This is a genomic window from Cutibacterium granulosum, from assembly GCF_900186975.1.
GTDB lineage: Bacteria > Actinomycetota > Actinomycetes > Propionibacteriales > Propionibacteriaceae > Cutibacterium > Cutibacterium granulosum.
This window is the reverse complement of the sequence record NZ_LT906441.1, coordinates 96,405-122,528: the sequence shown is the minus strand read 5'-3', so window position 1 is coordinate 122,528 and position 26,124 is coordinate 96,405. Positions and strand designations below refer to the sequence as shown.

21 protein-coding genes are annotated in these 26,124 nt (G+C 63.3%); 18 read left to right on the top strand and 3 right to left on the bottom strand.

Features of this window, described 5'->3' with window-relative positions:
- Positions 1-190 precede the first annotated feature (190 nt).
- From CKV91_RS00605 to CKV91_RS00580, 6 genes are all read left to right on the top strand, one after another.
- Positions 191-1,519, top strand: coding sequence for an N-acetylmuramoyl-L-alanine amidase (locus CKV91_RS00605; RefSeq protein ID WP_021105056.1), 1,329 nt, complete (start codon positions 191-193; stop codon positions 1,517-1,519).
- 707 nt (positions 1,520-2,226) lie between these two features.
- Entirely contained in the window at positions 2,227-3,912 is a 1,686-nt protein-coding gene (locus CKV91_RS00600; RefSeq protein ID WP_157738690.1) for a SpaH/EbpB family LPXTG-anchored major pilin, read from the top strand.
- A gap of 310 nt (positions 3,913-4,222) precedes the next feature.
- The gene (locus CKV91_RS00595) at positions 4,223-5,029 is read left to right on the top strand and encodes a class C sortase (protein ID WP_197691353.1); all 807 of its coding nucleotides are present in this window, start codon (positions 4,223-4,225) and stop codon (positions 5,027-5,029) included.
- 38 nt (positions 5,030-5,067) lie between these two features.
- Positions 5,068-5,799, top strand: a complete 732-nt coding sequence (locus CKV91_RS00590) for an isopeptide-forming domain-containing protein (protein WP_157738688.1) — start codon at positions 5,068-5,070, stop codon at positions 5,797-5,799.
- Positions 5,800-5,924: 125 nt separating this feature from the next.
- A complete protein-coding gene (locus CKV91_RS00585) occupies positions 5,925-7,442 on the top strand; it encodes a hypothetical protein (protein WP_065860416.1) in 1,518 nt (505 codons plus the stop codon).
- Positions 7,435-8,265, top strand: coding sequence for a class C sortase (locus CKV91_RS00580; RefSeq protein WP_021104176.1), 831 nt, complete (start codon positions 7,435-7,437; stop codon positions 8,263-8,265). The genes CKV91_RS00585 and CKV91_RS00580 overlap by 8 nt, the downstream gene beginning before the upstream one ends.
- 87 nt (positions 8,266-8,352) lie before the next feature.
- On the opposite strand, the gene CKV91_RS09945 is transcribed toward CKV91_RS00580, so the two are convergent.
- Both CKV91_RS09945 and CKV91_RS00570 read right to left on the bottom strand, forming a co-directional pair.
- Entirely contained in the window at positions 8,353-10,362 is a 2,010-nt protein-coding gene (locus tag CKV91_RS09945) for a TM0106 family RecB-like putative nuclease (RefSeq protein WP_325168510.1), read from the bottom strand.
- A gap of 10 nt (positions 10,363-10,372) precedes the next feature.
- Complete coding sequence (locus CKV91_RS00570; RefSeq protein ID WP_231933814.1) at positions 10,373-11,020, bottom strand: demethylmenaquinone methyltransferase; 648 nt, start codon at positions 11,018-11,020, stop codon at positions 10,373-10,375.
- 298 nt (positions 11,021-11,318) lie between these two features.
- Between CKV91_RS00570 and CKV91_RS00560 the strand changes: the two genes are divergently transcribed.
- A complete protein-coding gene (locus tag CKV91_RS00560) occupies positions 11,319-11,963 on the top strand; it encodes an ABC transporter ATP-binding protein (protein WP_021104179.1) in 645 nt (214 codons plus the stop codon).
- Positions 11,960-13,705: a DUF6297 family protein gene (locus CKV91_RS00555; RefSeq protein ID WP_021104180.1), complete on the top strand. Its 1,746-nt coding sequence runs from the start codon at positions 11,960-11,962 to the stop codon at positions 13,703-13,705. Before CKV91_RS00560 ends, CKV91_RS00555 begins: the two co-directional genes overlap by 4 nt.
- A gap of 44 nt (positions 13,706-13,749) precedes the next feature.
- Here the strand turns inward: CKV91_RS00555 and CKV91_RS00550 are convergent, their stop codons facing one another.
- Entirely contained in the window at positions 13,750-14,916 is a 1,167-nt protein-coding gene (locus CKV91_RS00550; RefSeq protein ID WP_169712407.1) for a chorismate-binding protein, read from the bottom strand.
- A gap of 391 nt (positions 14,917-15,307) precedes the next feature.
- Between CKV91_RS00550 and CKV91_RS00545 the strand changes: the two genes are divergently transcribed.
- The 10 genes from CKV91_RS00545 (at position 15,308) to nuoI (ending at position 26,120) form a co-directional block, all read left to right on the top strand.
- Positions 15,308-16,585, top strand: a complete 1,278-nt coding sequence (locus CKV91_RS00545; RefSeq protein ID WP_065860420.1) for a geranylgeranyl reductase family protein — start codon at positions 15,308-15,310, stop codon at positions 16,583-16,585.
- Between the two features lie 106 nt (positions 16,586-16,691).
- Positions 16,692-17,051: an NADH-quinone oxidoreductase subunit A gene (locus tag CKV91_RS00540; protein ID WP_021105047.1), complete on the top strand. Its 360-nt coding sequence runs from the start codon at positions 16,692-16,694 to the stop codon at positions 17,049-17,051.
- Between the two features lie 19 nt (positions 17,052-17,070).
- Positions 17,071-17,628, top strand: coding sequence for an NADH-quinone oxidoreductase subunit B (locus CKV91_RS00535; protein WP_021105046.1), 558 nt, complete (start codon positions 17,071-17,073; stop codon positions 17,626-17,628).
- Complete coding sequence (locus CKV91_RS00530) at positions 17,625-18,344, top strand: NADH-quinone oxidoreductase subunit C (RefSeq protein ID WP_065860421.1); 720 nt, start codon at positions 17,625-17,627, stop codon at positions 18,342-18,344. Before CKV91_RS00535 ends, CKV91_RS00530 begins: the two co-directional genes overlap by 4 nt.
- Positions 18,344-19,654, top strand: coding sequence for an NADH-quinone oxidoreductase subunit D (locus CKV91_RS00525; protein WP_065860422.1), 1,311 nt, complete (start codon positions 18,344-18,346; stop codon positions 19,652-19,654). The genes CKV91_RS00530 and CKV91_RS00525 overlap by 1 nt, the downstream gene beginning before the upstream one ends.
- The gene (gene nuoE, locus CKV91_RS00520; RefSeq protein WP_021104188.1) at positions 19,651-20,418 is read left to right on the top strand and encodes an NADH-quinone oxidoreductase subunit NuoE; all 768 of its coding nucleotides are present in this window, start codon (positions 19,651-19,653) and stop codon (positions 20,416-20,418) included. Before CKV91_RS00525 ends, nuoE begins: the two co-directional genes overlap by 4 nt.
- Positions 20,419-20,447: 29 nt before the next feature.
- Positions 20,448-21,782, top strand: a complete 1,335-nt coding sequence (nuoF, locus tag CKV91_RS00515) for an NADH-quinone oxidoreductase subunit NuoF (RefSeq protein ID WP_152332777.1) — start codon at positions 20,448-20,450, stop codon at positions 21,780-21,782.
- Complete coding sequence (locus tag CKV91_RS00510) at positions 21,779-24,202, top strand: NADH-quinone oxidoreductase subunit G (RefSeq protein WP_021105043.1); 2,424 nt, start codon at positions 21,779-21,781, stop codon at positions 24,200-24,202. The genes nuoF and CKV91_RS00510 overlap by 4 nt, the downstream gene beginning before the upstream one ends.
- On the top strand, positions 24,199-25,569 hold the full coding sequence (gene nuoH, locus CKV91_RS00505) for an NADH-quinone oxidoreductase subunit NuoH (protein ID WP_021104192.1): 1,371 nt from the start codon (positions 24,199-24,201) through the stop codon (positions 25,567-25,569). Before CKV91_RS00510 ends, nuoH begins: the two co-directional genes overlap by 4 nt.
- Positions 25,569-26,120 carry an NADH-quinone oxidoreductase subunit NuoI gene (gene nuoI, locus CKV91_RS00500; protein ID WP_021104193.1) on the top strand — a complete coding sequence of 184 codons (552 nt, stop codon included), beginning with the start codon at positions 25,569-25,571 and terminating at the stop codon, positions 26,118-26,120. The genes nuoH and nuoI overlap by 1 nt, the downstream gene beginning before the upstream one ends.
- Positions 26,121-26,124 lie beyond the last annotated feature (4 nt).

Below are 26,124 nucleotides of genomic sequence, written 5' to 3'. Positions count from 1 at the left end.
CCAGAGTTCAATCAAACGGAGGCTGCAGGGTGCGGTCCGAGATACCAAAGCCATTTCGCGGGGATGCTGCATGAGTTTCGTCGGATGGTGGACGTATCGATACCGTCAACATAGAATGAATAACAAGTACTGTGAACACTTCATCAGGTTGGGTTCACGAGCGGCTTAACCGATAGTAGGGGGTACTCCGATGACTGACATCAGCCGCCGTTCCTTCACCCTCATGACGATACTTTCCTCCCTCACGGGTCGTGTGGCACGTCTTGGGCGCGACATCACTCCCGCAGGGTCGCAGGTGTCTGCGCCGCCGATCGACGGTCCCGACGATCTGCCGATCGAGTGGATCCCCGCTCCGTATGAGCAGTACGGTCCGGGACTGGCCAAGTACGGGAACCATGACATCGCCCACCGGCCCTCCAGCCCCCTGTTGACAAGGGTCGTCATCCACGACACCGAGGAGACGTACGACACCACCATCAAGCTCGTCCAGACGCCGAGCTACTTGGCTTGGAACTATACGCTGAGATCTTCCGACGGTCACGTTGCGCAGCACCTGGATCCCCAAGACGTCGGCTGGCACTCGGGAAACTGGTACTACAACATGCACGCCACTGGCTTGGAGCACGAAGGCAGGGCCGTTGAGGGGATGAGCTGGTACACGGACGCCATGTACCGCTCCAGCGCGGCACTGGTCCGGCACCTGTGCCGTAAGTACGCGGTACCGATGACGCGTGGTCACATCATCGGTCATGACGAGGTCCCCGGGATCGACACCGAACACATCAAGACGATGCACTGGGATCCGGGTCCCTACTGGAACTGGGCCCGGTATTTCGAGCTGTTGGGCTGTCCCCTCACGGACGGCACGACCGATGCCGAGCCCCAGCCCGGTGACGTCGTGAGGATCCTGCCGGACTTCGCGAGCAACACCCAGGTCTACGACGGTCGGGTCGTCACAGGACTGAATTTCGTGACGGCCCGGCAGGCCCCATCGCAGGATGCTCCTGCCGTTGTCGACATCGGCATCAGACCGGGGCCGGCGACGACAGAACCCTCCGACGTCGGTGCCCGCCTCAACACGGGGGCCGAGTATGTTGTCGCCGAGGTCGGAGGTCAGGACGACGAGTGGATCGCAGTCTGGTACCTCGGTGCCAAGGCATGGTTGCACAATCCGGTCGCACAACCCGTGGTACGTGTCGTACCGGGGGCGCGGACGGTCAGGGTGGTCTCTCGCACGTCAGGCTACGGACGAGCCTTCCCGGAAGCCTCCGCCTACCCGGACCCCGGTTGGGTGCAGCCGGACGCCACCCTGCCGTACGTGCTGGATCCCGATCAGCGCTATGTCGTCATCGATCCCGAGCCTCCGACGGACTACTACCGTTCCAAGACCTTCGGCTCCCCGCCGCCCACGGATCACGTGGACGTCATCGGTCAGGATCGATACGTGTGTGTCTTCCTGGGTCATCGCCAAGGCTACCTGAAGGTCACGGACGTCCGATCTGACTGGCTGGGCGCTTGAGAACGTTACAGCTCAAAGGACTTGCAGCATGACGCGATCAGGGAGTCAAGTGTACCGCCGTCGTCACGAGCACAAGGCGAGCAGTGGGGGAGGGATGGCTCGATCGACTTTGCCTTGGTGGGGTCAGGAAGGTGATCGCGGCTGGCGACATCATGGGTGGTTTGTCGTCGCCTGTCAGTGATGTTGCAGTGGGTCAAGTCAAGGAGCCCGGTCATGGTCAGGTTCCCGCCATGGAATGCGCATACCCTTCTTACCCTTGGTAGGGCTTTTGTCGCGACGTAGGGTGATTCCTGCCCCGAGGTTTGCGGATTCCTCGTAGTGTGGTCTGGGTTTGGCTACTGTTGACAGACGACGTGCATTGCTTCGTGGCCAGTCCGTAATCCGACACCCTATGGGGCCGACGGCCGCGATGTTTTCGTTCAACCGTGTGCGTGCCATCTCTCGTGATCTCTACGCGTGCGGTCAGATCGACAACTCATTTGCCATGCCAAGGAAATGAGTCGTTTCACGGGCAAACTCACACGGGCAAACTCATTCGAGGCACCACAATCTCGGGAACATTGCTGTTGAATGTCGTCGTAGTCTTGCGCATTGCTCCCCTGCTGCCGTAAAGTCTCGACTGCACACTGCACGGTGCAGGGTACATGTGCTTGCAAAATCTCGTGAGCCTCACGGGGGCATGTGCCCGGGAATTGGAGGAGTGCACAATGGTTGCAAAACTTCGGCAAGCTGGGGTGCTGACCTTGGCTGCCCTTCTGATGCTGGCGGGGGTGCTTGCCATCGGCGGACGGGCGTCCAGTGCCCAGGCGGCCGACCCCGACTCGGAGAAATCGGTTGTCAACACCAGCTACCAGGGCAACATCCACCTGACCAAGTATGACGATTCCAAGGGATCCACGGCCCCGACCGGGACTCCCACGGAAGTTGGTGCCAACCCGGTTGAGGGAATCACCTTCAAGCTGAGCAAGGTCACCAAGGATGCCGACGGCAAGGCCATCGACCTGACCACCAACGAGGGGCTCAAGGCTGCTGCCAAGCTCCAGGCCAAGGACATCAAGGCGGACCCGGCCAAGTACGGTGTCGAGGAAGTCAAGACCGAGAAGACCGACGCAAACGGTAAGATCGACTGGAAGGATCTGGACCTCGGTGTCTACCTGCTCCAGGAGACCGACAGTCACGGCAAGGTCGACGGCAAGGCCCAGACCTTCAACGCCGCTGCACCGTCCCTCGTGTTCCTGCCCACCACCGATCCCACCAATAACGACAAGTGGATCGAGGATGGTGCCGGTCACTACGGCGTGTGGGTGTACCCGAAGAACTCGGTGAACTCCAATGAGAAGGTCGTCGAGGACAAGGGCAAGCAGGTCGGTGACAAGATCACCTACAAGGTCACCTCTTCGATCCCGGCTGTGGCCAAGGACAAGGACGGCAACTACAACCTCAAGGACTTTGCCTTCTACGACCAGCTCGATCCGAAGCTGAGCCTTAACGCCAAGGACGTCACGGTGAAGGTCGGCAAAGAGAAGCTCGTGGCCGACACCGATTACCAGGTGAAGGTGTACCCCAAGGCCGATGGCAAGGGTCAGTTCCTGTACGTCTACATCGACAAGTCTGGACGTGACAAGATTGCGGCGGCCAAGGTTGCCGGTGTTGCGGATCAGGTTGAGCTGAGCTTCTCCCCGAAGGTCGAGAAGTCCGGCCTCATCGCCAACCAGGCCCAGGTCTTCAAGAACACAGGTGAGGGCAAGGGCGAGACCGAGCCCCCCACCCCGGACAAGCCGAATGTTCCCAAGGGTTCCGAGGATACCAACATTGTCGTCTCCGGATGGGGCACGGTGAACATCACCAAGACTGATGAGGATGGCACGCCCCTCCCGGGTGCTACTTTCAAGCTGTGCAAGGATGATGGAAACGACACCACCAAGTGCACCGGGATCAAGGTCAACGGCGAGGACACATGGACCTCCAACGACAAGGGTCAGATCGTCATTGACGGTATCCATGTTGGTGACTACGTCGATGACAGTGCGCTCGACCAGAGCCAGAGTGTGAAGTACAAGCTGGTCGAGACCAAGGCCCCGGAGGGCTACGAGCTCATTCATCAGCCGATCCCCTTCGAGGTCAAGGTCAACAACATCAAGAAGATCAAGACCAAGACTGTGGATGGAAAGGAAGTTGATCGCACCGTTGAGGAGATCTCGACCGAGCCTGGTGAGGCTGACAAGAGCTTCGGCACCAACTTGGTGTTTGGCAAGGACGTTGTCAACATCAAGGTGAAGCCGAAGCTGCCGCTCACCGGTGGCAAGGGTGTCCTCACCTTTGGTCTCATCGGCTTGGCAGTGATTGCCGGTGGTCTGACGATCACCGCCCGTCGCTCCAAGAACGAGGCCTGATTCACCCCTTTGGGTTGATCGAAAGAAAGTATTGTTTCCCTGCGTGGTGCATACCGGGACATCCGAAGGTCTGTGCATCTGAGTGATGCCCCGGTGCCCCGCCCCGGTGAGGTCTCCCTTGGATCTCGCCGGGGCGGGGGCACACTGCTTCGGTCGTGATGGGAGTCGAAGTGTGCGCGTGGTCAATTTGCCGATGATGAAGTGACGGTGTCCGATGGGTCATCAAAAGCCGAGGCGTGCGTTGCCAGATCCCGTATCGGGTTCAACCGGGAAGGCCAAGGGCCAGGTACGGCGACGTGTGATATCGGTGGTGATCGTTCTCGTCGGTATCGCGATACTTCTGTACCCCGTCGTGTCGACGGCGTTCAACAACTGGATGGAGAAGCGTGCTGCCGATGAGTACTCGCGTCTGGTGGACAAGGGTGACATGTCTGCCATGCATGCACAGCTCAAGCGGGCCGATGAATACAATCGGCACCGTGCTGGCGTACCGATTCTCGATCCGTGGAGCCACGACGACACGGGTGCCAACACTGCCTACCGGGACTATCTGTCACAGCTCAACCTCTTCGACGTGATGGCTCGGTTGCGGATCCCATCGATTGATGCCGATCTGCCGGTCTACCACGGCACGAGTGACGATGTGCTGGCGAAGGGGATAGGGCACCTGTACGGCTCGGACCTTCCGGTGGGGGGTAAGGGAACCCACGCAGTGCTGACCGGCCATACTGGTCTCAAGTCCGCGACACTTTTCGACAACCTCAAGGACGTCAAGGTTGGCGATTCCATATACATAGACGTCTATGACAGAAAACTGCGTTACAAGGTCTACAACATCGAGGTCGTGCTGCCAGACAAGATTGACAGTCTCAGGGCACAACCTGGCCAAGACACGGTGACACTCATCACGTGCACGCCATATGGGGTGAACTCGCACCGACTGCTCGTTCACGCCAAACGAGTGCCCTATGATGCACCTGAGAAGGCCAGTGGTGGACGGGGCTTACCCGGCCAGCTGTGGATGTGGCTGTTCGGCCTCGGAGCGATGGTGGCACTTCTGCTGCTGGTTCTGGCGATGAGGGCGTCCAGGAAACGCTCCGCCAAGAGTTTGAATTGATGAGATGGGGAAGAGTGATCGGGATGAATAGGTACCGATTGAGCAGGCGCCTCCTCGCAGGTTGCCTGTCGCTGGGTTGCGTCGTCGGTGCGGCGACGTCGGCCATCGCTGCGCCAGTTGGTGGGGCGGATGACACGGACCCCAAGGACATTTCCTGTAAGACGGCGAATTTGAGGATTGTGTTACCGGAGCACAATCCCGATCCTGCTGCGGAGGGGACGTATCCGTATGGTGATGGCTCTGGTTACACGTTCAGTCTCTCGCGCGTCAAGGGTCTTGACGTGAAGGATCCCTCACAGTGGGACACAATCCAGAAGCTCACCCCCGAGTCCGCACGCAAGGCCGGTGTGTCGCCGCTTCCCGAGAAGCACGTCACCGGCCAGGACAAGACCGTCCGGTTCAACGGTCTCTCGGTTGGTGTGTACTTGGTGACGGTCACCCCGCCGCACATTGCAGGTCAACTGAACCCGGGCGTGGCCGACTTCGTGGTCACCGCCCCGATGGCCGATGTCGATGGCTGGAAGTGCGACGCAACCATCTGGGCCAAGACGGTTCCCAGCGTCAGCGTTGCACCCACTCTGCCACCAACCAGTCCCGCTGCCCCGCCATCCATCCCTCCTGCGCGACCGAACCTGCCGCGCACCGGCTCCGATCTCATCGACACCCTCGGGATTGCCGGTACCGGGGTCCTCGGTGGCGTGCTGGTCCTGTTGGGGATTGGCGGCACTCTTGCGGCCAGGGCTCGACGCAAGAATCAGTTCGGTGAGTGAGAACTGTCAGGAAGACTTCGATGCGGGGGAACGTCATGAAAAGACAGTTAGGACAGAAGAGCTCATTCCTTCGACACTGCGCGGGCGCGTGCAGCCTCGTGCTTGCGGCGACCATGTGTGCCGTCGTGCCGCCGACTGCTTACGCAGAACAGGATGATGACTCGGCCTACTACTACTGGGTGAACACGGCGACTGGTAGGGTCAAGGACACCAGTGAGGTTGGTGCCAACAAGGTTGCACTGATGAAAGTCGCCCCCGACTATTCGAGCGTCGACTTCGTTCGCCAGTTCGACGCCGGTGAGGACAGAGGCTTTGGTGACATCGCGGTCGACTCCGACAACAAGTACATGTACGGAATTCAGTACATTGGTGGATGGAAACCTAACCCGAAGAAAGACGGCTTCCCGAACCTGACGAAACATGACGCCGACACTGGTGAGGTGATCTGGCGCAAGCCTCTTCGTACTCCGGACGGTGAGAACTTGCCCCACAGTGCTTTTGACGCCGCGGACTTGGCGGCTCCCCAGGCAAATGCCCTCAGTTTCGACAACCAGGGTAGATTGCTGCTTGCGAGCGACAAGGCGTCGCACGGTGAAATCTTCCGCGCCGACCTGAACAATGTCGGCGACTTCGTTCCGGTCGAGCAATTGGAGATCCAATTCCCCAAATATCACGGAACTCAGCTCAGATCGGCCGGTGACTTTGTCATTGGCCCGGACGGTGCCCTGTACGGATTGGCCAGCAAGGACGTGATGGATGCCGGTGGACGCTCCTACTTGGTGCGCTGGATGCCGAATGCCGATGGTACCGATTTCGTGGGGCCCGGCGTCGTCGTCGGGGCAACGGAGAAAGCTGGTTATGGGTTGGCCCGTGTCGGCGACAAACTGCTCATGGCCCTTACCAATGCCACCTTCGACAACGGCAAGTCCAACGAGACTGGGGTGTTCGACCTGTCCGATATGCGGGAGTACCCCGACACGACCAGGCTTCAGGATATTGATCTCCTTCCCCTCGATAAAGCCACCATGCCCCGGTTCGAGATCGCGACGTGGGGTGCGACCTCGGCCGGTGAGGGAGGGCCGACACCCGATGAGGGCTATTTGGTGGTGAAGAAGGACTTCGTCGATCGTGAGGACCCCACCGATCAGGTGTCGCTGTGGTCGTCCACCACCAGAGGCAGCCATCTGATGCCAGAGGTCACAACCTCAGGAGCCGCCAAGGGGCTCCAGCCCGTCGCCCACCGTGAGTACGTCCAGAAGGGATCGACACACCAACTGCACGAGCAGCTCGTGGATGGTGCAGCCTCCACGTTCGACAAGTACCAGGTCTCGGTGACATGCAGCGCGATTGACGAGCACGGCAACCCCACTGGGGAGAAATTGACCCCGGCATCCCCCACCACCAGTGGCGACAAGAAGTCACAGCAGAGCCAGGTCGTGGTCTCCAAGGTGAGCCGCGCCACCACGACCTGTGTCTTCCGGAACGATCCGACTCCGCCAGAGCCACCGGTGCCGTCAAAGGGTGAACTGCCCTTCACGGGTTCCGAGCTCAATTGGTGGGATCTCTTGGGCGTTCTTGGTGTGACCGCTGCACTTGGAACACCAGTCATCGTGAGGAGCTCACGTTCCCGTCGGAATGATTGAGTGGTCGGCGCGATTGCCGTCCGTACTGTTCTACGTCTTCGGGACTGTCCTGTGTGTGTTCATCGCACTGGGCCTCATCCAGTTCCCGAAGAACGTGGAACAGGGCGGACGTACTCACCACATTGGCCTGTGGCGCGGATACTTGGTGGCGCTGATGGTACTGGCCATCTCATCGTTCGTCCTTCCGACGGCGAGTCAGTACCTCAGCAACGCCAAGGCTCGGCATCGGATTGAGGCCGTGCAGGCAAGGACCACGGCGGCGCAGCAGGCCCGGATCGATCGGCTTCTGGCTGATGCGCATGACTACAACCGGTCGTTGCCATTGGACTCGTACTTGCGCATCGGTGATCCCGCAGCTGGGAACCCGGCTCGGGGGACCACCACCCAGAACCGCTACGACCAACTGCTCTCCCTCGACGGTGAGGCAGTGATGGGTGGTCTGTCCATCCCCGCGATTGACGTGCAGCTACCAATTCTGCACGGTACGGACCCCGATGCCCTCAGCGACGGTGCTGCTCATGTGTACGGGACGGCACTGCCCGTGGGGGGTGAGAGTACCCATACCGTACTGACGTCTCATGCGGGATGGTCTGGTCGGCGTCTGTTCACCGATCTCGACCGACTGACGATCGGTGACTCTTGGACGGTGACCGTGGCTGGTGAGAAGCTCACCTACAAGGTGGTGGCGCGCAAGGTCGTCGTCCCGACGGATCTCACGAGTCTCAAGCCCCAGCCGGGTCGGGATCTGATGTCCTTGGTGACATGTACACCGGTGGGCGTCAACTCGCACCGGCTGATCGTCACAGGCGAACGCGTCTCGTAGTCGACGACCCGAGTGCTGGAGTCGGAACCAGGTCATCGGGCGCGGCGGTGGACTGCTGGAGCATGACTTTGGTAAGCGTCCGGGACGCTACCTCCTGCCGTATTCCTTCCGCAGCCAGCCACGCACCGCGTGGGTGGCACGCACGTCGTCCTCGTTGTACTGGAGAACTCGGGTGCGTGAACTCTCACGCACCTGCGGATCGGGGGAGTGGACGGCCTCGTCCCACCAGGTCTGCGAGTTGAGACCGCCAGGTTCGGGGTCACGCCAGTGGAAACCGGCCCCTTCCTGGGCGACGGCCTTCAACCCGATCCCGTGCACCCCGAAGAAGTGCTGACGTATGACGCGAAAGATGTCGACGAAACATCCGGAGTGCAGCAGGTGTTCCACCGAGGCTGCCATGTGCGGATCGGTCGCCACCGCGCCGAAATGACGCAGATGAGTGATCTCGTAGTCCGAGTAGTGCACGATGATGCAGTCGGGAACCCGCTGGACGACGTGGTCCAGCCACGAGATCGCCTCCTTCGCGAGGCTGATCTCGGCTGCATCGTCCTGGTCGGAGAAGCTGGAGAAATGCACGTAGTAGCAGATGCTCGGATCCGCGGTCTCCGGCAGGAGGCCCTGCGGATCATCCACCCACATGCCCCACAGGTAGACCCGGTCGTCGAAGGAGGTCTCGATGTCGAAGTCGATCTCGACCTGCCCGGAAGGCAGGACGATGGGGTCATCGTTCCTTCGGGCCAGTGTGCGTCCCTGGTGCAACAGGGTGGCGCGTTGGGCAGCCAGTCGCAGTCGGGTCTCGGCGCGTGGCCGATGCTGCACCTGCGGCAGGTAGAGCGGTAGGACGACGTCCAGATCCGCCGCGGCGAGATCGTGAATGGTCTCGATGCCGAGGTCGCGCAGTGTCGTGATCTCGCGCACGTCCAGGGGTGCTTTCGTGACACGCAACGATATGTCGTCGGGATCGAGCTGGGACTCACACACCGGCCACCACGGGCACTGTGCGCACTCCGGTACCACGATCGGACGAAGCATCGGTGCCCGGCGAGGAGAGGTGGAGCTGTCCGCGGTGGGCTCGGACGTGACGCCAGGTTGGTTGGTCGGGTGGCTCGCTGGCGCGTCCCCGCTCGGCGTCGAGTCATGCCTGGTGGCCGTGCGTCTGCTCCGAACGGAGTCGCTCGAGGCGCCCCGAACGGAGTCGCTCGAGGCGGTACGTGCCATGGCGTGTCTCGCGACGCTCACCCGGAAACTGTGCTCATGGTCGTAACGATCCAGCACACTGCGTCGTCTCCAGTGCTGGGATGCGGATTCTGCCGCCGACGAGCTCGTTGGTGCGGGAACGTAGGTGCGGATGAAGCGATGATCGAGGTCCAGCCAGCAGACAGCGAGGTGGGGGGAGTCCTCCGCGCACGTGGGCAGGTTTGCCAGCATGGTGACGTCGTCGGTTCCGATGAACCCGGCCAGACGACGTCGGCCAGACATCCCATCTGGTGGGCTCGCCACCAGACCAAGGTCGTCCAGCAGGCGCCAGTGGTGCGCCCCCTGCAACAGGGTGTGTTCCCGTCCGGGGCGAAACACCTGGGTGGTGCTGAGGTGGGCTTGACGCGGATCGGGCTCCTGCAGCGGCGTCACCCAGGTGAATTCCGCAGTGGTGGTGTTGCGTTGCAGCAACGACTCGTGCGCGATGACCACCGGTAGATAACCCGGCTGGCCGTCGGGGCGATCCGCCACTCGCACCAGCACGTCGGGACTTCCCGAGCGGTGCCCCTGCAGCGACGAGGGCAGCTGCGGGTCGATGATCAGTGCTGCCCCCCGCTCGAGCACCTTGCGGGTCATGGCGCGGTGATGCTGTGGCGAGGAGCCGCGCCACTTTCGCAGGTCCACCGCGTGCGGAATCTTGGCCAGTTCGTCGCACACGGATGTCACGAATCCCCGGGCGGCGTCGCTGAGGGGTGATGGCTGTGATTGCGGCTGGGCGTCCTGGGTGGGCGGCAGTGTGATGCTCGGGTCGAAGGCGTGCTGCGTCCTCACCGGACAGGAGCGCGCCGCCCAGGAATCCAGCAGGATCGGTGTGGGATTGGGATGTGTTGCAGAGCTCACCTGGCGGACCTCAGGCTTTCCAGGCCCGGTGCAGAGCCAACACACCGCCAGCCACATTGCGCCACGAGACGGCCCTCCAGCCACATTGCGCCATGAGATCTGCCAGGTGCTGCTGATCGGGCCAGGCCAGGATCGACTCGGCAAGGTAGTCGTAGGCGTCCCGGTTCGAACTCGCCAGTCGTGCCAACGCAGGGATTGCGGCCAGGAGGTAGTCCCGGTACAGATGGCGAAACACCTTTGCCGTGGGGGTGGAGAACTCACACACCACCAGCCGTCCACCGGGTCTGGTGACGCGCAGCATCTCCCGAAGTGCCCCCTCGGTGTCCTCGACATTGCGCAGCCCGTAGGAGATGGTCACGGCATCGAAGGTGTCGTCGGCATAGGGCAGGGCAGTGGCGTCACCGGCGACGAAGTGCAGATCGGGCTGACGTTGGTGGCCCACCTCGAGCATTCCCAGGGAGATGTCGGTGGGGTAGACCTCGGCGCCGCAGGCGGCGAATGTGGCGGACGAGGTGCCGGTTCCCGCTGCCAGGTCCAGGATCTTCTGCCCGGGGCCCGGCTCCACCGCGTCAACCACGTACTGACGCCATTGATCGACCGCTCCCAGGGTCATGAGGGTGTTCATGAGGTCGTAACGTCGCGCCACGCCGTCGAACATGGAGGCGACGTCGGCGTGATGTTTGTCCAAGGTGGCCCGGGTGGTATGCACTCATCCAGTCTCGCACACGAACGTGCCGGCAGTCTTCCACACGAACGTGCCGGCAGGCCTGCACCGAAGGCCCCGGACCGGTGGATGGTGGTCACCGTCCATCAGGATCCCCAGATCATGATCGACGGTCCTGGTCGTGTGCAGGTGGGTGGCAGCTGTCCACAGGGGAGGTGTCATCTGCTGACGGCGATCGGATCACCTGTGGATGAGTTTTTGGTTCCCGTGGGGATGGTTGGAGAATAACGCCATGGCTTCTCGCAACGCAGTCCTGGTCGCCAAGGACGTCACCAAGTCCTATGGGGATCACACCATCGTCAACTCGTTCTCCCTGACCGTGCATCCGGGGCAGGTCGTCGCCCTCACGGGACGCAACGGTGCAGGAAAGTCGACCGTGCTGCGTTGCCTCGTCGGGGCCGATCGGCCCACCTCCGGCACCATCGAGGTGCTGGGTCGCCCAGTCTCCGAGACCGATCCCGAGTTCCGACGCAGTGTCGCCACGGTCATCGACGACCTCGACTTCTTCCCCGACCTGTCCGTCGTGGAACATCTGGACCTGCTCGCTCGTGCCCACGGGCTCGTCGATGCCGACGAACTCGTCGACGAGGTGCTCGAGGAGGTGCAGTTGGTGGCGCAGTCGGGGCAACTGCCCGGAACCCTGTCGTCGGGTCAACGTCGACGACTTGCGTTGGCCACTGCCCTGGTGCGCCCCCGCAAATTGCTCGTCCTCGACGAGCCCGAGGCAAGACTTGACGTCGAAGGTGTTGCCTGGCTCTCCCAACGTCTCAAGAAGGAACTCTCCCAGGGGCTGGCCATCGTCATGGCCAGCCACGAGCCCGCCCTGGTCGACGAACTCGGGGCTCAGGTCGTCGAGTTGGGAGGACAGCGCGGATGAGTAGGCACAATCGTCACCGTAGGTCCGGCAAGAAGGCTCAACACACGTCCACCGCGGCTGCGACACCCGCCCCCAAGGACGTCCCCACCGTCAGCGACGTTCCTGCTGTCACACTCGTCGTCTCACACAGCCCTGACGAGTACTGGCAGGGGCAGGCCGACGAACGTCAGCTTGAACTGCTCATGGGCGATTGGCGTCGGGGCCGAACCACACGCAACATCTGGCAGGCCCTGGGGGATGCCTACGTCCTGTTGTTCTCGCTCGCCATCATCCTCGCCATGCTCATCAGCCTCATCGTGCAGGCCCAGGGGCAGGCCGCTGGATGTTCCAGCTCGGGTTGTCAGGCAGCACGAAACGTCCTGCCACTGGCTGTCGTCACCGCCGTCATGGGCTTCGCCCTGGTCGTCTCGCGGATCTTCGGTCCGGTCCTGGCATCGACGGCGGAAGGATTCTGGCTGTTCGACGCACCGGTCGACAGGTCCCGCTTCCTGCGCAAGCGGCTACGGATCGCCGAGATCGTGAGCCTGATCGGTGGGGCCATCGCAGGTGCCCTGGTCTCGGCACTGTCCGGACTCAGCGCCCGGGCCATCATCGCCTGGACCGTCGCCACCGGGTTGAGTGCAGCGGCGCTGGTGGCCTTTGCCGCTGCAGAGCAGGGGGCAGAACGGGTACGTACCGTGCGGGTGCTGCAGAGCGTTGCCATGGTTCTGGCTGGGTTGCTCCTGCTCGCCCTGGTGTCCACCGCCACCGGCTGGTACCCGATGAGCATCTCGGCCGAGTTGTCGGTGCTGATCGCCTGGTCCGTCGTGGCCGGAGCTGCCCTGGTGCTCATCGTGGCACTCGTCGTGGCCAACGGACGGCTCAACTCGATCAGGCGGGCCCGTCTCATGTCGGGTGGGTCACTGGTCTCTGGTATGCAGGGTGCCGCCTTCGCCCTGGACTTCGCCCTCATCCGCGACATCCTTCAGGAGCGAGAAGCCGTCGAACGCGGTCAGGTGCGCGCCACTCGAGGCCGTGGCATGGGGCTTCATGCCCTGGTTTGGCGAGATGTGCAGCGGTTGTTGCGTTTCCCCAAGCCCCTGGTGACGTTGGCCGCGACGATCGTCGTCCCCTACGCCCTGCAGGCCTTGGGGCTTGGGCGGCTCACCTCGCCGTTGTCGGCCTTGGTCCTGGTTGCTGCCATGGTGCCCTTCTTCACCAGCCTGCGCGTACTCAGCCGCACCAAGGGGCTCATGAGGATGATGCCGTTCACCACGTCCCAGGTGCGTACTGCGGCGTCCATCGTGCCAGCGATCCTTGCCCTCGTCTGGGCCCTGGCCACCATCCCCGCCTTCCACGGGATCGGTGATGCCGCTCGGATGGACTGGTTCCACGCCGTGCTCCACGCCCTGGTGACGGCTGCTGCCGGATTCATCGGTGCCATCCGCTGGGTCTCGGCCAAACCAGCTGACTACTCGACACCGATGGTCGCCACCCAGGCTGGCGCCATGCCGCCCAGCCTCATGTTCAACCTGTTGCGTGGGTTGGACATGGTGGCCCTCATCACCATCTGGCTCGTGCTCGGCCTGTCCCCGTGGATCGGTGTGGTCGCCGCGATCCTCGCCTACTCCTTCCTGCGTATGGGAGGCCTTGACCAGCAGGAGCTGCAACAGATGCAGGAGGAGTCCCGCCGCCAGCTCGCCGAGCAGAAGCGGATCGCCCAGAACGAACGTCCCGTCAGGAAGAAGGTTGTGCGCCGCTGACCACGGCGCATCGTGGTGGATACCGTGTGGTGAGAAGGCCAGCGTCAGTGCGCGTTGAGCACATCCATGAGGACTCTGACCCGGGTGCGCAGATCCTCGGCCATGTCCTCGGGGGTGGTGGACGAGGAAATGGGAATCCCGGTGAACAGGTGAATACGGCTGGGATCCGTGGCGTCGATCTGGCCACCACGGGTGTCGGAGAGCCACTGGCCGTTGCCCATGGTGTCGATCCAGCCCACCGGGCCGCTGACTCGGCCTCGATCCACTTCCTCCGCCTCCGACAGCACGGCTCGTGCTCGATCCGCAGGGGTCCCCGTGACGAACGCGGTGGGGTGGATGTTGGCTGCCACCGACAGGGAGGAGGCTGATCCGTCCGCCACGCCGGTGATGTCGGAGGCGAGGTAGTTTCCGTCCGGTGCGGTGACGATCCCGGGGTGTTGGGGGCGATGCCACGACTTGCTGAACGACGCCAGCGTCCTGCGTACGGATTCCACGGTCTGGGTATGTTCGGCGGCGATCGGCCCCTGACCAGTCAGGGCGTCGAGGATGTGGCACTCGGTGGAATCATGTTGGCGTGGAGCGTGGGTGAGCGCTCGAGACGTGATGAGATCGTCACGGACCTGTGCCAGGAGTTTTGACGTCGTCCCAATGGTTCCTGAGACGAGATAGGTCCACGACTGGGGAAACAGTTTGGTGAGCAGTGCGACTGGCCATCGAGGGTCGATGGGTGCCGTACAGCCGACCAACAGATCACGCATGATGATGAGCTGCTCTATACCGCCGGAGAAGAACAGCTCCTGGGCCTGACGAGCGAGCTGCAACCAGCGATCGTCGTCGATGGTGCCTGGGTGGGTGTCGTCAATGTGTGGTCGTGACGGGAGCATCTGGCGCATGGGTGGGTCGTCGTCGACGTCGCCATAGGAGAGCTGGGTGATCCAGCTGATTCCGTAGCGGCGGCCGACGATGGTGCGTGGAACGATCATCACCGAGCGAGCCGAGGTGCGATCCGGGTCGAAGACGAACGAGCCGAAGGCAACCGGTCCGGTGCCGTAGACGCCGGGAAGCTCGGTCTCGTTCTCCAGGTCGGCGCAGAACTCCTCCCACCACACGTCGGCGGCGAGCATGCTGTCGGGTGCGAACCGGGCGATGTGCCCGATACCGACAACCCCATCCCCTCTGTGGAGGATGCACGTGCTGTCCCTCGGCGTCATGAACGACTCCAAGGAGCCTGGATCGTCAATGACCACCGTTCGAGCGCGAAGATGACTGCTGTCCGGGTTGAGGATCACGCGGTCGAGGATACCCGCGGCTGTTTCGCACAACGGAATTGGGCACCGCGTGCCCCGCAGGCGATGGGGTGCCGCAGAGGATGGGATTCGGGGCCGGATGGATGGATTGGCTCGGGTGGAACGCCGGGACTGGCTTTCCGAGGGTCGAATGGACATGGCTCCAGCACACGAGCCCTACCATTAACCCAATTATGAAACAATTTCCTTTCTAAAATAGAGGAGAGGGAATCCGGGCACATGTGAAAATGCCATGATTGTGACGAATCGCTCATTTCACCATAGACTTTCATGGACGAGTGACGAGGAGGTTTTCATGGCGGATGTGGACGGCCGTGGGGTGTGCGCCGACGCCCTCGTCGTGGGCGCTGGACCTGGCGGATCGGCCACTGCTGCGCATCTTGCCCGCCAGGGACTGCACGTCGTGCTCCTGGAGAAGGCCACCTTTCCCCGTGACAAGGTCTGTGGTGACGGGTTGACACCGCGTGCTGTCCGACAGCTCATCAGGCTGGGTATTGACGTCAGCGAGGAAGCTGGGTGGAAGCACACCCAGGGGCTGCGTATTCACGGTGGAACCGTGCCTCCCTTCGTCCTTCCATGGCCGGAGCTGGCCGACTACCCGAACTTCGGTATGGTGTGTCGGCGTGCCAAGCTCGACGAGATGCTTGCCCGGCATGCCGAGTCGCTCGGAGCCGAACTCATCACGGGGGCCAACGTCAGGACCCCGATCATGGACGAACGCACTGGTCGCATCGTCGGCGTGCGGACCACTGATGGGCGTGAGTTCCATGCCCCCGTCGTCGTTGCTGCCGATGGCAACTCCTCACGCCTGGCCCTGGCCATGGGGCGCGAGCGCCGCCCAGATCGACCCATGGGTGTGGCGGTGCGCGCCTACTTCACCTCGCCACTCTCCCAGGGGGACCACCTGGAGAGCTGGCTGGAGCTGTGGGACGGCAAACCCCACGAGTCGGATCTGCTGCCCGGTTACGGCTGGGCGTTTCCGGTGGGGGACGGCACCGTCAACGTCGGGCTCGGAATGCTCAATTCCTCCGACGCCTTCCAGAAGACCGATTACCGATCCCTCATGACGCGCTGGCTGTCCCACCTGCCTGCGCAGTGGGGTCTCACCCCCGACAATCAGGAGGGGCCGATCCGTGGGGCTGCCCTGCCGATGGCCTTCAACCGCACCCCTGCCTACGATCGTGGTCTGTTGCTCGTCGGTGACGCAGGTGGCATGGTCAATCCCTTCAATGGCGAGGGCATCGATTACGCCATGGAGGCCGGTGAGCTTGCTGCCACGGCCATCGCCCAGGCCCACTACCGTGGCATGGGGTCCCGATCTGCCGAACGTGCCCTTCAGGGATACTCCATCGCACTGCGTGAGCGCTTCGGTGGCTACTTCCGGCTGGGAACGATCTTCGTCAAGCTCATCGGAGACCCACGAGTCATGCGACTGTGCACCACGTATGGGTTGCCGCATGCCGCACTCATGAGATTCGTCAACAAGCTTCTCGCGAATCTCACCGACTCGCGAGGTGGGGACGTTTCTGACCACGTCATCAATGCCCTCACCAGATTGGCACCGTCAACATGAGAGAATGTGCCAAAAATGCAGCGCTCACGCCTAAAGTATTGCTGGCCGGATCCCATGGCTCGTGCTCCGGTCACAGACATCATGTCGGACGAGGTGGTACCAACCGATGAACGAATACCTGCCCTTGGTGGGCCTTCCCATTCTTGCCCTGCTGTTCGTGGTGGTGACGATTTCCGTCAACCTGCTGCTGAGCCCCACCCGGAAGAACGCCTCGAAGCACCAGACCTTCGAGTGCGGCATCCAGCCCACCCCGCAGCCGCCGGGTGGTGGACGTTTCCCGGTGAAGTACTACGTCATCGCGATGCTCTACATCGTCTTCGACATCGAAATCGTGTTCCTGTACCCCTGGGCCGTGACCTTCAACCAGCTCGGTGCATTCGGCCTGATCGAGATGCTGCTGTTCATTGCAACGGTCTTCGTCTCTTACATCTACATCTTCCGTCGCGGCGGACTTGACTGGGACTGAGCAGGAGAGGAAGGAAAACATGGCCGAGTACGACGCCGACGTCCCCGCCGGCATCATGATGACCTCGTTGGAGGCTGTCGTGGGATGGCTGCGCAAGACCTCCTTCTGGCCGCTGACGATGGGTCTGGCCTGCTGCGCCATCGAGATGATCTCCTACGGTGGTCCTCGTCAGGATGCGGCCCGCTGGGGCCATGAGGTGTTTCGCGCCTCGCCGCGTCAGGCCGATCTCATGATCGTGTCGGGACGGGTGAGCCAGAAGATGGCCCCGGTCGTGCGCCAGCTCTACGACCAGATGCCCAATCCCAAGTGGGTCATCTCGATGGGCGCCTGCGCCTCCTCCGGTGGCATCTTCAACAACTACGCCATCATCCAGGGCTGCGACCACATCGTCCCGGTCGACGTCTACCTCCCCGGTTGCCCGCCGAGCCCCGACATGCTCATCGACGCCGTGTTCAAGATCCGTGAGCAGATTCAGCACTGGCCACTGCTGGGACACATGGCCGAGGTGGAGAAGACCAAGGAGAAGAACGCGCTGGAGGCCCCAGCCACCATCGAGATGAAGGGACTCATGCGATGAGCTCCAACGATGTCGAGCACACCGACGGTGCCGAGGTTGCCGCAGCCGAAGCGGGTATCATCAGCCCGGTGATGCGTACCACCACGGGGATGTGGGGGTCGGACTCCGGTCCGAGCGACACCTCGGGCTACGGCGGCACGGTCCAGGAGTTCAGCCTGCCCGGTGCCTCCGAGCGTCCGTTCGGCGGCTGGTTCGACGAGGTTGCCGATCGGATGGAGCAGCTCGTCCCGGGATTCTCCACCGGACTCACGACGATCCACCGCGGCGAGATCACCTTCTTCGTCCACTCTGGGAAACTGCTGGAACTCGTCAAGCAGCTGCGCGACGACGAGCAGCTGCGCTTCGAGAACTGCGCCTGTCTCACATGCGTGCACTACCCACAGATGGAAGGTGAGGAGTTGCACGTCATCTACAACCTGCGCTCCTACACCTACAACCGTGAAATTCGTCTCGAGGTGGGGCTGGCCGATCCGCAGGACGAGCATCCGCACATCGACTCGGTGACGGGGGTGTACCCGCACGCCGACTTCCAGGAGCGTGAGGTCTGGGACATGTTCGGTGTCATCTTCGACGGGCACCCGGCACTGACTCGCATCCTCATGCCGGACGACTGGGTCGGGCACCCCCAGCGCAAGGACTATCCGCTTGGCGGCATCCCGGTGGAGTACAAGGGTGCCATCGTTGCGCCGCCGGATCAGCGCAGGAGCTACAACTGATGAGTGAGAACATTGCGGCCAAGGAGTACCTGGCCCAGGGCGGTGACTGGCAGCAGATCGTCTCCGAGGCTGCCGAGCGAGGTGACGAGACCGTCGTCATCAACTTCGGGCCGACCCACCCCTCGACCCACGGAGTGATGCGCCTGGTCATCGAACTTGACGGCGAGACCGTCAAGGACATGCGTGTGGGCATCGGATTCCTCCACACCGGGATCGAGAAGTCCATGGAGTACCGCACCTGGACCCAGGGCGTCGCCTATGCCACCCGCGCCAACTACGTCGCGAACTTCTTCAACGAGCTGGTCTACTGCTTGGCCGTGGAGAAACTGCTCGGCATCACCGATGAGGTCACCGAGCGTGCCAACGCGCTGCGCGTCATGATCACCGAGGTGAACCGGATCTCCTCGCACCTGGTCGCCGTGGGCACCGGGTCGATGGAGCTGGGTGCCACCTCGGTCACCGAGGTCGGTCTGAGGGAGCGTGAGATCTGTCTGGAGTTCAACCAGGCCGTCACCGGCCTGCGCATGAACAACGCGTGGATCCGCCCCGGTGGTACCGCCACGGATCTGCCGGACAACGGGATGGATCTGCTTCGCGACCTCATCGCCCGTATGGAGGACAATCTCCACGAGCTCTCCGAGTTCACCCTGCAGAACCCGATCTTCAAGTCGCGCATGAAGGGCATTGCCCGCATGGAACTGGCGCAGTGCATGGCGCTGGGCATCACCGGGCCCACCCTGCGCGCCACCGGCCTGCCCTGGGACCTGCGCAAGACGAACCCCTACATTGGCTACGAGGACTACGAGTTCGACGTGCCGACCGCCGACACCGCCGACTGCTACGGACGATTCGTCATCCGTCTGGAGGAGATGAACCAGTCGGTCCGTATCCTCAAGCAGGTCGTCAAGAAGCTCGAGGACACCCAGGGCCAGCGTCACATGGTCGACGATCCCCACATCGCCTGGCCCGCCGAACTGGCCATCGGACCCGACGGGCAGGGCAACTCCCACGAACACATCAAGCACATCATGGGGGAGTCCATGGAAGCCCTCATCCACCACTTCAAGGTGATCACCGAGGGCTTCAAGGTGCCGACCGGCGAGGTCTACCAGTCCATCGAGGGCGTGGCCGGTGAGCTCGGCTGCCACCTCGTCTCCGACGGGGGAGTGCGCCCCTACCGCGCCCACATCCGCGACACCGGATTCATCAACGTGCAGTCTCTGCCGGCGATGTGCGAGGGTGGCATGCTCTCCGACGTCGTGCCGGCGCTGGCATCCATCGATCCCGTGATGGGAGGAGTTGACCGATGAGCGAGGAGTTCGACTTCCCGTACGCCGAGGAGTTCCGCTCGGACTTCACCGGATCCGGTGGCGTCGACCAGACGGACCGGTCCACGAACATCACCGACGAGACGATCGAGGAGATGCGCTCGTTGGCGGCCCGGTACCCCGAGCCGCGCTCGGCCCTGTTGCCGATCCTGCACCTGGTGCAGTCGGTGGACGGACGGGTCTCTCCCGCCGGCATCGAGGCCGCTGCCGAGGTGCTGGGCATCACCGAGGCCCAGGTCTCCGGTGCTGCGACGTTCTACACCATGTACAAGCGTCGTCCGGCTGGCCAACACCACATCGGGGTGTGCACCACCGCCCTGTGCGCCATCATGGGCGGCGACATCCTCATGGATCGGGTCGAGAAGAAGCTCGGCGTCAAGGAGGGGCAGACGACCCCCGACGGCAAGTTCTCCCTGGAACGCATCGAGTGCAACGCTGCCTGCGACTTCGCCCCGATCATGATGGTCAACTGGGAGTTCATGGACAACATGACCCCGGCCAAGGCCGACGAGCTGCTCGACAGGCTCGCCGCCGATCAGGAGGTTCATTCCACGCGTGGGGCGAGGATCACCAGCTGGCGCGACTCCGAACGGGTGCTGGCCGGGTTCCCCGACGGGCGGGCCGACGAGGGCCCGAGCGCCGGGGAGGCATCCCTGCGTGGCGTCACGGTGGCCAAGGAGCGTGGCTGGAGCGCCCCCGATCCCGCCAGGATCAGCGTTCCGCAGCAGACCGAGGAGGGCAAGTGAGCATCGACACAGCATCTGGCCCAGCCCGTGTGACCCCCGTCCTGTCCGCCCACTGGGGTGAGGAGAGGTCGTGGAAGCTCGTCAACTACGAGCGCACCGGTGGCTACGTCGGCCTGCGCAATGCCCTGCAGATGGCACCGGAGGAGGTTGCCGGTCAGGTCAAGGAGGCCAACCTCCGTGGCCGTGGTGGCGCCGGGTTCCCCTCGGGCGTCAAGTGGGGATTCGTCCCCAAGGACAATCCCAACCCCACCTATCTGGTGGTCAACGGTGACGAGTCCGAGCCGGGCACCTGCAAGGACATGCCCCTCATGATGGCCTCCCCCCACACCTTGGTGGAGGGGGCGATCATCGCTTCCTACGCCATCCGCGCGAAGATGGCCTTCCTCTACATCCGCGGAGAGGTGCTGCACGTCATCCGACGGGTGCAGCAGGCAGTACGCGAGGCGTACTCGGCCGGATACCTGGGCAAGAACATCCTGGGCTCGGGCTACGACCTGGACATCGTCGTGCACTCCGGTGCCGGCGCCTACATCTGTGGCGAGGAGACCGCCCTGCTGGACTCCCTGGAAGGACGGCGTGGCCAACCCCGACTGCGTCCACCGTTCCCGGCCGTCGCCGGCCTGTACGCCTCCCCGACGGTCATCAACAACGTCGAGTCCATCTCGTCGGTGCCCTCGATCCTGGCCAACGGTGCCGCATGGTACAAGTCGATGGGCAGTGAGAAGTCCAGCGGTTTCACCATGTACTCGGTCTCGGGCCACGTTGCCCACCCCGGCCAGTACGAGGCCCCGATGGGGGTCACCTTGCGCGAACTCATCGATCTTTCCGGGGGCATGCGTGCCGGCCACGAGTTGAAGTTCTTCACCCCGGGCGGTTCGTCCACCCCGATGCTCACTCCCGAGCACCTGGACACCCCGCTGGACTACGAGAACCTCGCGGCGGCGAAGACCATGCTGGGCACCAAGGCGCTGCAGTGCTTCGACGAGACCACCTCGGTGGTGCGTGCCACCTTGCGTTGGGTGGAGTTCTACAAGCACGAGTCGTGTGGGAAATGCACCCCGTGCCGCGAGGGCACCTGGTGGCTGGTGCAGATGCTGCGCAAGATCGAGGCCGGTGAGGGTGAACCCGGCGACGTCGACAAGCTCATGGACGTCGTCGACAACATCGGTGGCAAGTCGTTCTGTGCCCTGGCCGATGGTGCCGTGGGCTGCGTACGTGGCGCCGTCGGCAATTTCCGCGATGAGTTCGAGGCAGGGTGCAAGGGCATTCCCGCCTGGCAGCTGCTGCCCTATGAGAGGAGCGCCATCTTCTCCGCCGAGGACATGGGCAGTGGCGTCTCCAGCGAGTTCGGAGTGAAGGCATGAGTGTGGACACGAAGAACGACGAGGTCGTCGCCAAGGAGAATCTCGTCACCCTCACGATCGACGGCGAGCCGGTGAGCGTGCCGAAGGGCACCCTCATCATTCGAGCCGCCGAGCAGAACGGCACCGTCATCCCAAGGTTCTGCGACCATCCGCTGCTGGACCCGGCCGGAGCCTGCCGTGAGTGTCTGGTGGAGATCCCCGACGCCGGAAATGGCCGCGGATTTCCCAAGCCACAGCCAGCCTGCACGATGCCGGTGGCCGAGGGCATGATCGTCAAGACGGCGGAGTCCTCCGAACTGGCCCGCAAGTCCCAGGCGGGAATCCTCGAGCTGCTGCTCATCAACCATCCGCTGGACTGCCCCATCTGCGACAAGGGCGGTGAGTGCCCGTTGCAGAACCAGGCCATGTCACACGGACGTGGTGAGTCACGGTACGAAGGCGTCAAACGCACCTACCCCAAGCCCATCAACATCTCGGCCCAGATCCTGCTGGACCGGGAGCGGTGCGTGCTGTGCCAGCGCTGCACCCGGTTCTCCGACCAGATCTCCGGTGACCCGCTCATCCATCTGCTGGAGCGCGGTGCCGTCTCCCAGATCGGGCCGTACACCGAGACCCCCTACGACTCGTACTTCTCGGGCAACGTCATCCAGATCTGCCCGGTGGGAGCGCTCACCAGCGCCGAGTACCGATTCCGCAGCCGCCCGTTCGACCTCGTCTCCACGACGACGACGTGCGAGAACTGTGCTGCCGGGTGCGAGCTGCGCACCGATCACCGGCACTACCAGGTCAAACGTCGCAATGCCGGCAACCGCCCCGAGGTCAACGAGGAGTGGAACTGTGACCGTGGCCGGTTCGGGTTCCTCTCCGCGCGCGGTGACGACCGCATCACCACTCCGATGGTGCGTCGGAACGGCACGCTGGAGCCAGCCTCCTGGGCCGAGGCCATTGACGCAGCCGTCGCCGGACTGACGAGGGCAAGGTCTGCCGGTGTGCTCACCGGTGGACGTCTCACCGTCGAGACGAACCTGGCCTGGTCGCGTTTCGCACGCACCGTGCTGGGCACCAACGACATCGACTTCCGGGCTCGCGCCACCAGCACCGAGGAGGATGCCTTCCTCGCCAGCCAGGTTGCCGGGGCAACGTTGGAGGGGTCGGTGACCTATGCAGACCTGCAGAAGGCCGGCAAGGTCGTCCTGGTGGATCTCGAGCCCGAGGACGAGTGCCCGATGATCTTCCTGCGTCTGCGCAAGGCATGGCGCAAGATGAAGCTGCCGGTGCTCACCGTGGGCAGTCATCTCAGCCGGGGTTCCCGCAAGCTCGGCGCCACTCTGGTGCCGACTGCGCCCGGTGACGAGGCCGCGTCGCTGGTACGTCTTGCCGAACAGGGAACCATTGACGAGGACACCGTCATCCTCGTCGGTGAGCGCGCCGCGACTGCACCAGGAGCACTCGCCACCGTCATCGACCTGTGCCGTACCCGCGACGCCCGGATGGCCTGGGTGCCACGCCGCGCCGGTGAGGTCGGTGCCGTGGAGGCTGGCTGTCTGCCCACCCTGCTGCCCGGCGGACGTCCTGTCACCGACGCCAAGGCTCGGGTGGACGTCGCAGCTGCATGGGGGGTCGAGTCGCTGCCCGATCAGCCCGGCCGCACCACTCCCCAGATGCTCGATGCCCTGGTTGATGGCAGTCTCGAGGCGGTCATGGTCTCCAGTGTCCAGCTGTCCGACCTGCCCGATCCACAGGCCGCCCGACAGGCATTTGACAAGGCTGGCTTCGTCGTCAGCCTGGAGCAGCGTTGCAGCGAGGTGACCGAGCGTGCCGACGTCGTCTTCCCGGTGTGTCTGCTGGAGGAGACCTCTGGGACCTTCCTCGACTGGGAGCACCGCCCCGGTCGGGTGCGCGTCATCAACAAGCAGCCTCGCACCCCGATGAACGAGATTCGCGTGTTGGCAGCCCTGGCCGACGCGATGGGCACCCCGTTGGGGATGCGCACCGTCAGCCAGGCCCATCAGGCCTGGCTCGAGCTGGGTGACTGGGAAGGACGCGGACAGTCCGAGTCCACCGTGGTCGCCCCGCCCGCCCCCGAACGACATGGTGGTCTCGTCCTCGACACGTGGCGGGAACTGCTCGACGACTCCGCCTGCCTCGATGGCTCGCAGGCCCTGCGCCGGACTGCCCGTCCGCTGGTGGCGCGCGTGAGCCCGAGGACCGCCTCCGATCACGACCTCGGCAATGCTGACGTGTTGAATGTCACGTTTGCCGCCGGTGACTCGGTGGAGGTGCCCGTGAGCATCGAGGAGTCCATGATCGACGGCGTCGTGTGGGTGCCTGCGCACTGCGGCACCGGTTCGGCTCCGGCTCGAGCTGGGCAATCCGTTCAGATCGACAAGGTCCATGGTGACAAGGGAGGTGTGGCATGAATCCGTTCGCAGTAGCCCCATTCGGACAGGACCCGTGGTGGCTCGTGCTGGTCAAGGTGGTCCTTCTCTTCGTCATCCTGTTGGCGTGGACCATCGTCAACGTGTGGTTCGAGCGTCGCGTTCTGGCGAAGATGCAGAACCGCATCGGTCCCGTCATGAACTCGGCGTGGGCCGGCGGTGTGTTCCAGGCCGTCGGTGACGGGCTGAAACTCGTCTTCAAGGAGATCGTCAAGCCCAAGGGGGCGGACAGCTTCGTCTTCAGCCTGGCGCCGATCATTGCCGGCGTCGCGGCATTCAGCTCGTGGGCGGTGATCCCGCTGGGCGGTCAGGTGTCGATGTTCGGGCACCAGACCAATCTGCAGATCACCGACGTGCCGGTCGCCGTGCTGTTCATCCTGGCCATCTCGTCCATCGGTGTGTACGGCATCGTGCTGGCTGGATGGTCGTCGGCCGGCAGTTACTCGATGCTTGGCTCGCTGCGGTCCTCGGCGTCGATGATCTCCTACGAGGTCGCGATGAGCCTCACGCTCGTGTCGGTGTTCATGTTCTCCGGGACGATGTCCACCTCGGGAATCGTCGAGGCCCAGGCCACCCCGATCATGTTCGGTGATGCGAGCCTCGGAGTCCCCGGCCACTACTGGCTCATGCTCCTGCCCAGCTTCCTCATCTACGTCATCACGATGTTCGGCGAGTCGAACCGACTGCCCTTCGACATGCCCGAATGTGAGTCCGAGCTCGTCTCCGGCTACAGCACCGAGTACTCCGGTTTCCCCTACGGCATGTACTACCTGGCCGAGTACATCAACATGGCCACCCTGTCAGCCGTGTGCGTCACCCTGTTCCTCGGTGGCTACCGTGCCCCGTGGCCGTTCAACCACATCGGCGTCATCGACTCCGGCTGGTGGGGGCTGTTGTGGTTCTTCATCAAGGTGCAGCTGGTCATCTTCTTCTTCGTGTGGGTGCGCGCCGCGATTCCGCGGTTCCGGTACGACCACTACATGCAGATGGGGTGGAAGGCACTCATCCCGATCGCCCTCGTGTGGCTCGTCATCGTGGCCGCACTGCGCTCGATCGGCTCCCAGGGTGCCTCCTACAACCCGCTGTTCATGGTGTTCGCCGGTATCGGCGTGGCAGCCCTCATCGCGTGGGCCTTCGGTGGGGACGCAGGTGAGCCCGAGAAACAGTCGGTCAGTGAGGAGTTCGACGCCTTCGCCGGTGGCTACCCGGTGCCTCCGCTGCCTGGTCAGAAACTGGTGACGGCCAATGCCATCGTCTCCGGTGAGACCGTCTCGGCACCTGGTGGCGAGAACGTGCCGCTGGCCGGAGCCACGTCGAACGTGCCCGAGACCCCGAAGGGAGACAACTGATGGGAGCCTGGTCAGGGTTCGGAATCACCTTCCGGACGATGTTCCGCAAGACCTTCACCCAGGAGTATCCGAAGAAGGGCAAGGAGAAGGTCATGGCGCCCCGGTTCCACGGGCGTCATCAACTCAACCGCTGGCCCGACGGGCTGGAGAAGTGTGTCGGCTGCGAGCTGTGCGCCTGGGCCTGCCCAGCCGACGCCATCTACGTCGAGGCCGGTGCCAACACCGACGAGGAGCGCTACTCCCCGGGTGAACGGTACGGACGCGTCTACCAGATCAACTATCTGCGCTGCATCCTGTGCGGGATGTGCATCGAGGCGTGCCCCACCAGGGCGTTGACGATGACCAACGACTTCAAGATGGCAGACACCACTCGCGCCAAGCACATCTGGACCAAGGATGAGTTGCTGGCCCCGCTGGTCTCCGGCATGGAGCAGCCCCCGCATCCACGTCGTCTCGGTGACGACGAGAAGGACTACTTCCTGGGGTTGCCTGCCACCGGAAAGCCGGACACTCGTACGGCACGTCATGACTCGCAGGGGGCCGTGAAATGAACAC

What these genes read in the sequence shown, in the direction of transcription:
- CKV91_RS00535 (WP_021105046.1), top strand. Translation starts at nt 17,071, where the DNA reads ATGGCCGAGTACGACGCCGACGTCCCCGCCGGCATCATGATGACCTCG.
- nuoE (WP_021104188.1), top strand. Translation starts at nt 19,651, where the DNA reads ATGAGCGAGGAGTTCGACTTCCCGTACGCCGAGGAGTTCCGCTCGGAC.
- CKV91_RS00525 (WP_065860422.1), top strand. Translation starts at nt 18,344, where the DNA reads ATGAGTGAGAACATTGCGGCCAAGGAGTACCTGGCCCAGGGCGGTGAC.
- CKV91_RS00600 (WP_157738690.1), top strand. Translation starts at nt 2,227, where the DNA reads ATGGTTGCAAAACTTCGGCAAGCTGGGGTGCTGACCTTGGCTGCCCTT.
- CKV91_RS00570 (WP_231933814.1), bottom strand. Translation starts at nt 11,020, where the DNA reads ATGTTCGACGGCGTGGCGCGACGTTACGACCTCATGAACACCCTCATG.
- CKV91_RS00580 (WP_021104176.1), top strand. Translation starts at nt 7,435, where the DNA reads ATGATTGAGTGGTCGGCGCGATTGCCGTCCGTACTGTTCTACGTCTTC.
- nuoI (WP_021104193.1), top strand. Translation starts at nt 25,569, where the DNA reads ATGGGAGCCTGGTCAGGGTTCGGAATCACCTTCCGGACGATGTTCCGC.
- CKV91_RS00540 (WP_021105047.1), top strand. Translation starts at nt 16,692, where the DNA reads ATGAACGAATACCTGCCCTTGGTGGGCCTTCCCATTCTTGCCCTGCTG.
- nuoH (WP_021104192.1), top strand. Translation starts at nt 24,199, where the DNA reads ATGAATCCGTTCGCAGTAGCCCCATTCGGACAGGACCCGTGGTGGCTC.
- CKV91_RS00545 (WP_065860420.1), top strand. Translation starts at nt 15,308, where the DNA reads ATGGCGGATGTGGACGGCCGTGGGGTGTGCGCCGACGCCCTCGTCGTG.
- CKV91_RS00560 (WP_021104179.1), top strand. Translation starts at nt 11,319, where the DNA reads ATGGCTTCTCGCAACGCAGTCCTGGTCGCCAAGGACGTCACCAAGTCC.
- CKV91_RS00510 (WP_021105043.1), top strand. Translation starts at nt 21,779, where the DNA reads ATGAGTGTGGACACGAAGAACGACGAGGTCGTCGCCAAGGAGAATCTC.
- CKV91_RS00605 (WP_021105056.1), top strand. Translation starts at nt 191, where the DNA reads ATGACTGACATCAGCCGCCGTTCCTTCACCCTCATGACGATACTTTCC.
- CKV91_RS00530 (WP_065860421.1), top strand. Translation starts at nt 17,625, where the DNA reads ATGAGCTCCAACGATGTCGAGCACACCGACGGTGCCGAGGTTGCCGCA.
- CKV91_RS00550 (WP_169712407.1), bottom strand. Translation starts at nt 14,916, where the DNA reads ATGACGCCGAGGGACAGCACGTGCATCCTCCACAGAGGGGATGGGGTT.
- CKV91_RS00555 (WP_021104180.1), top strand. Translation starts at nt 11,960, where the DNA reads ATGAGTAGGCACAATCGTCACCGTAGGTCCGGCAAGAAGGCTCAACAC.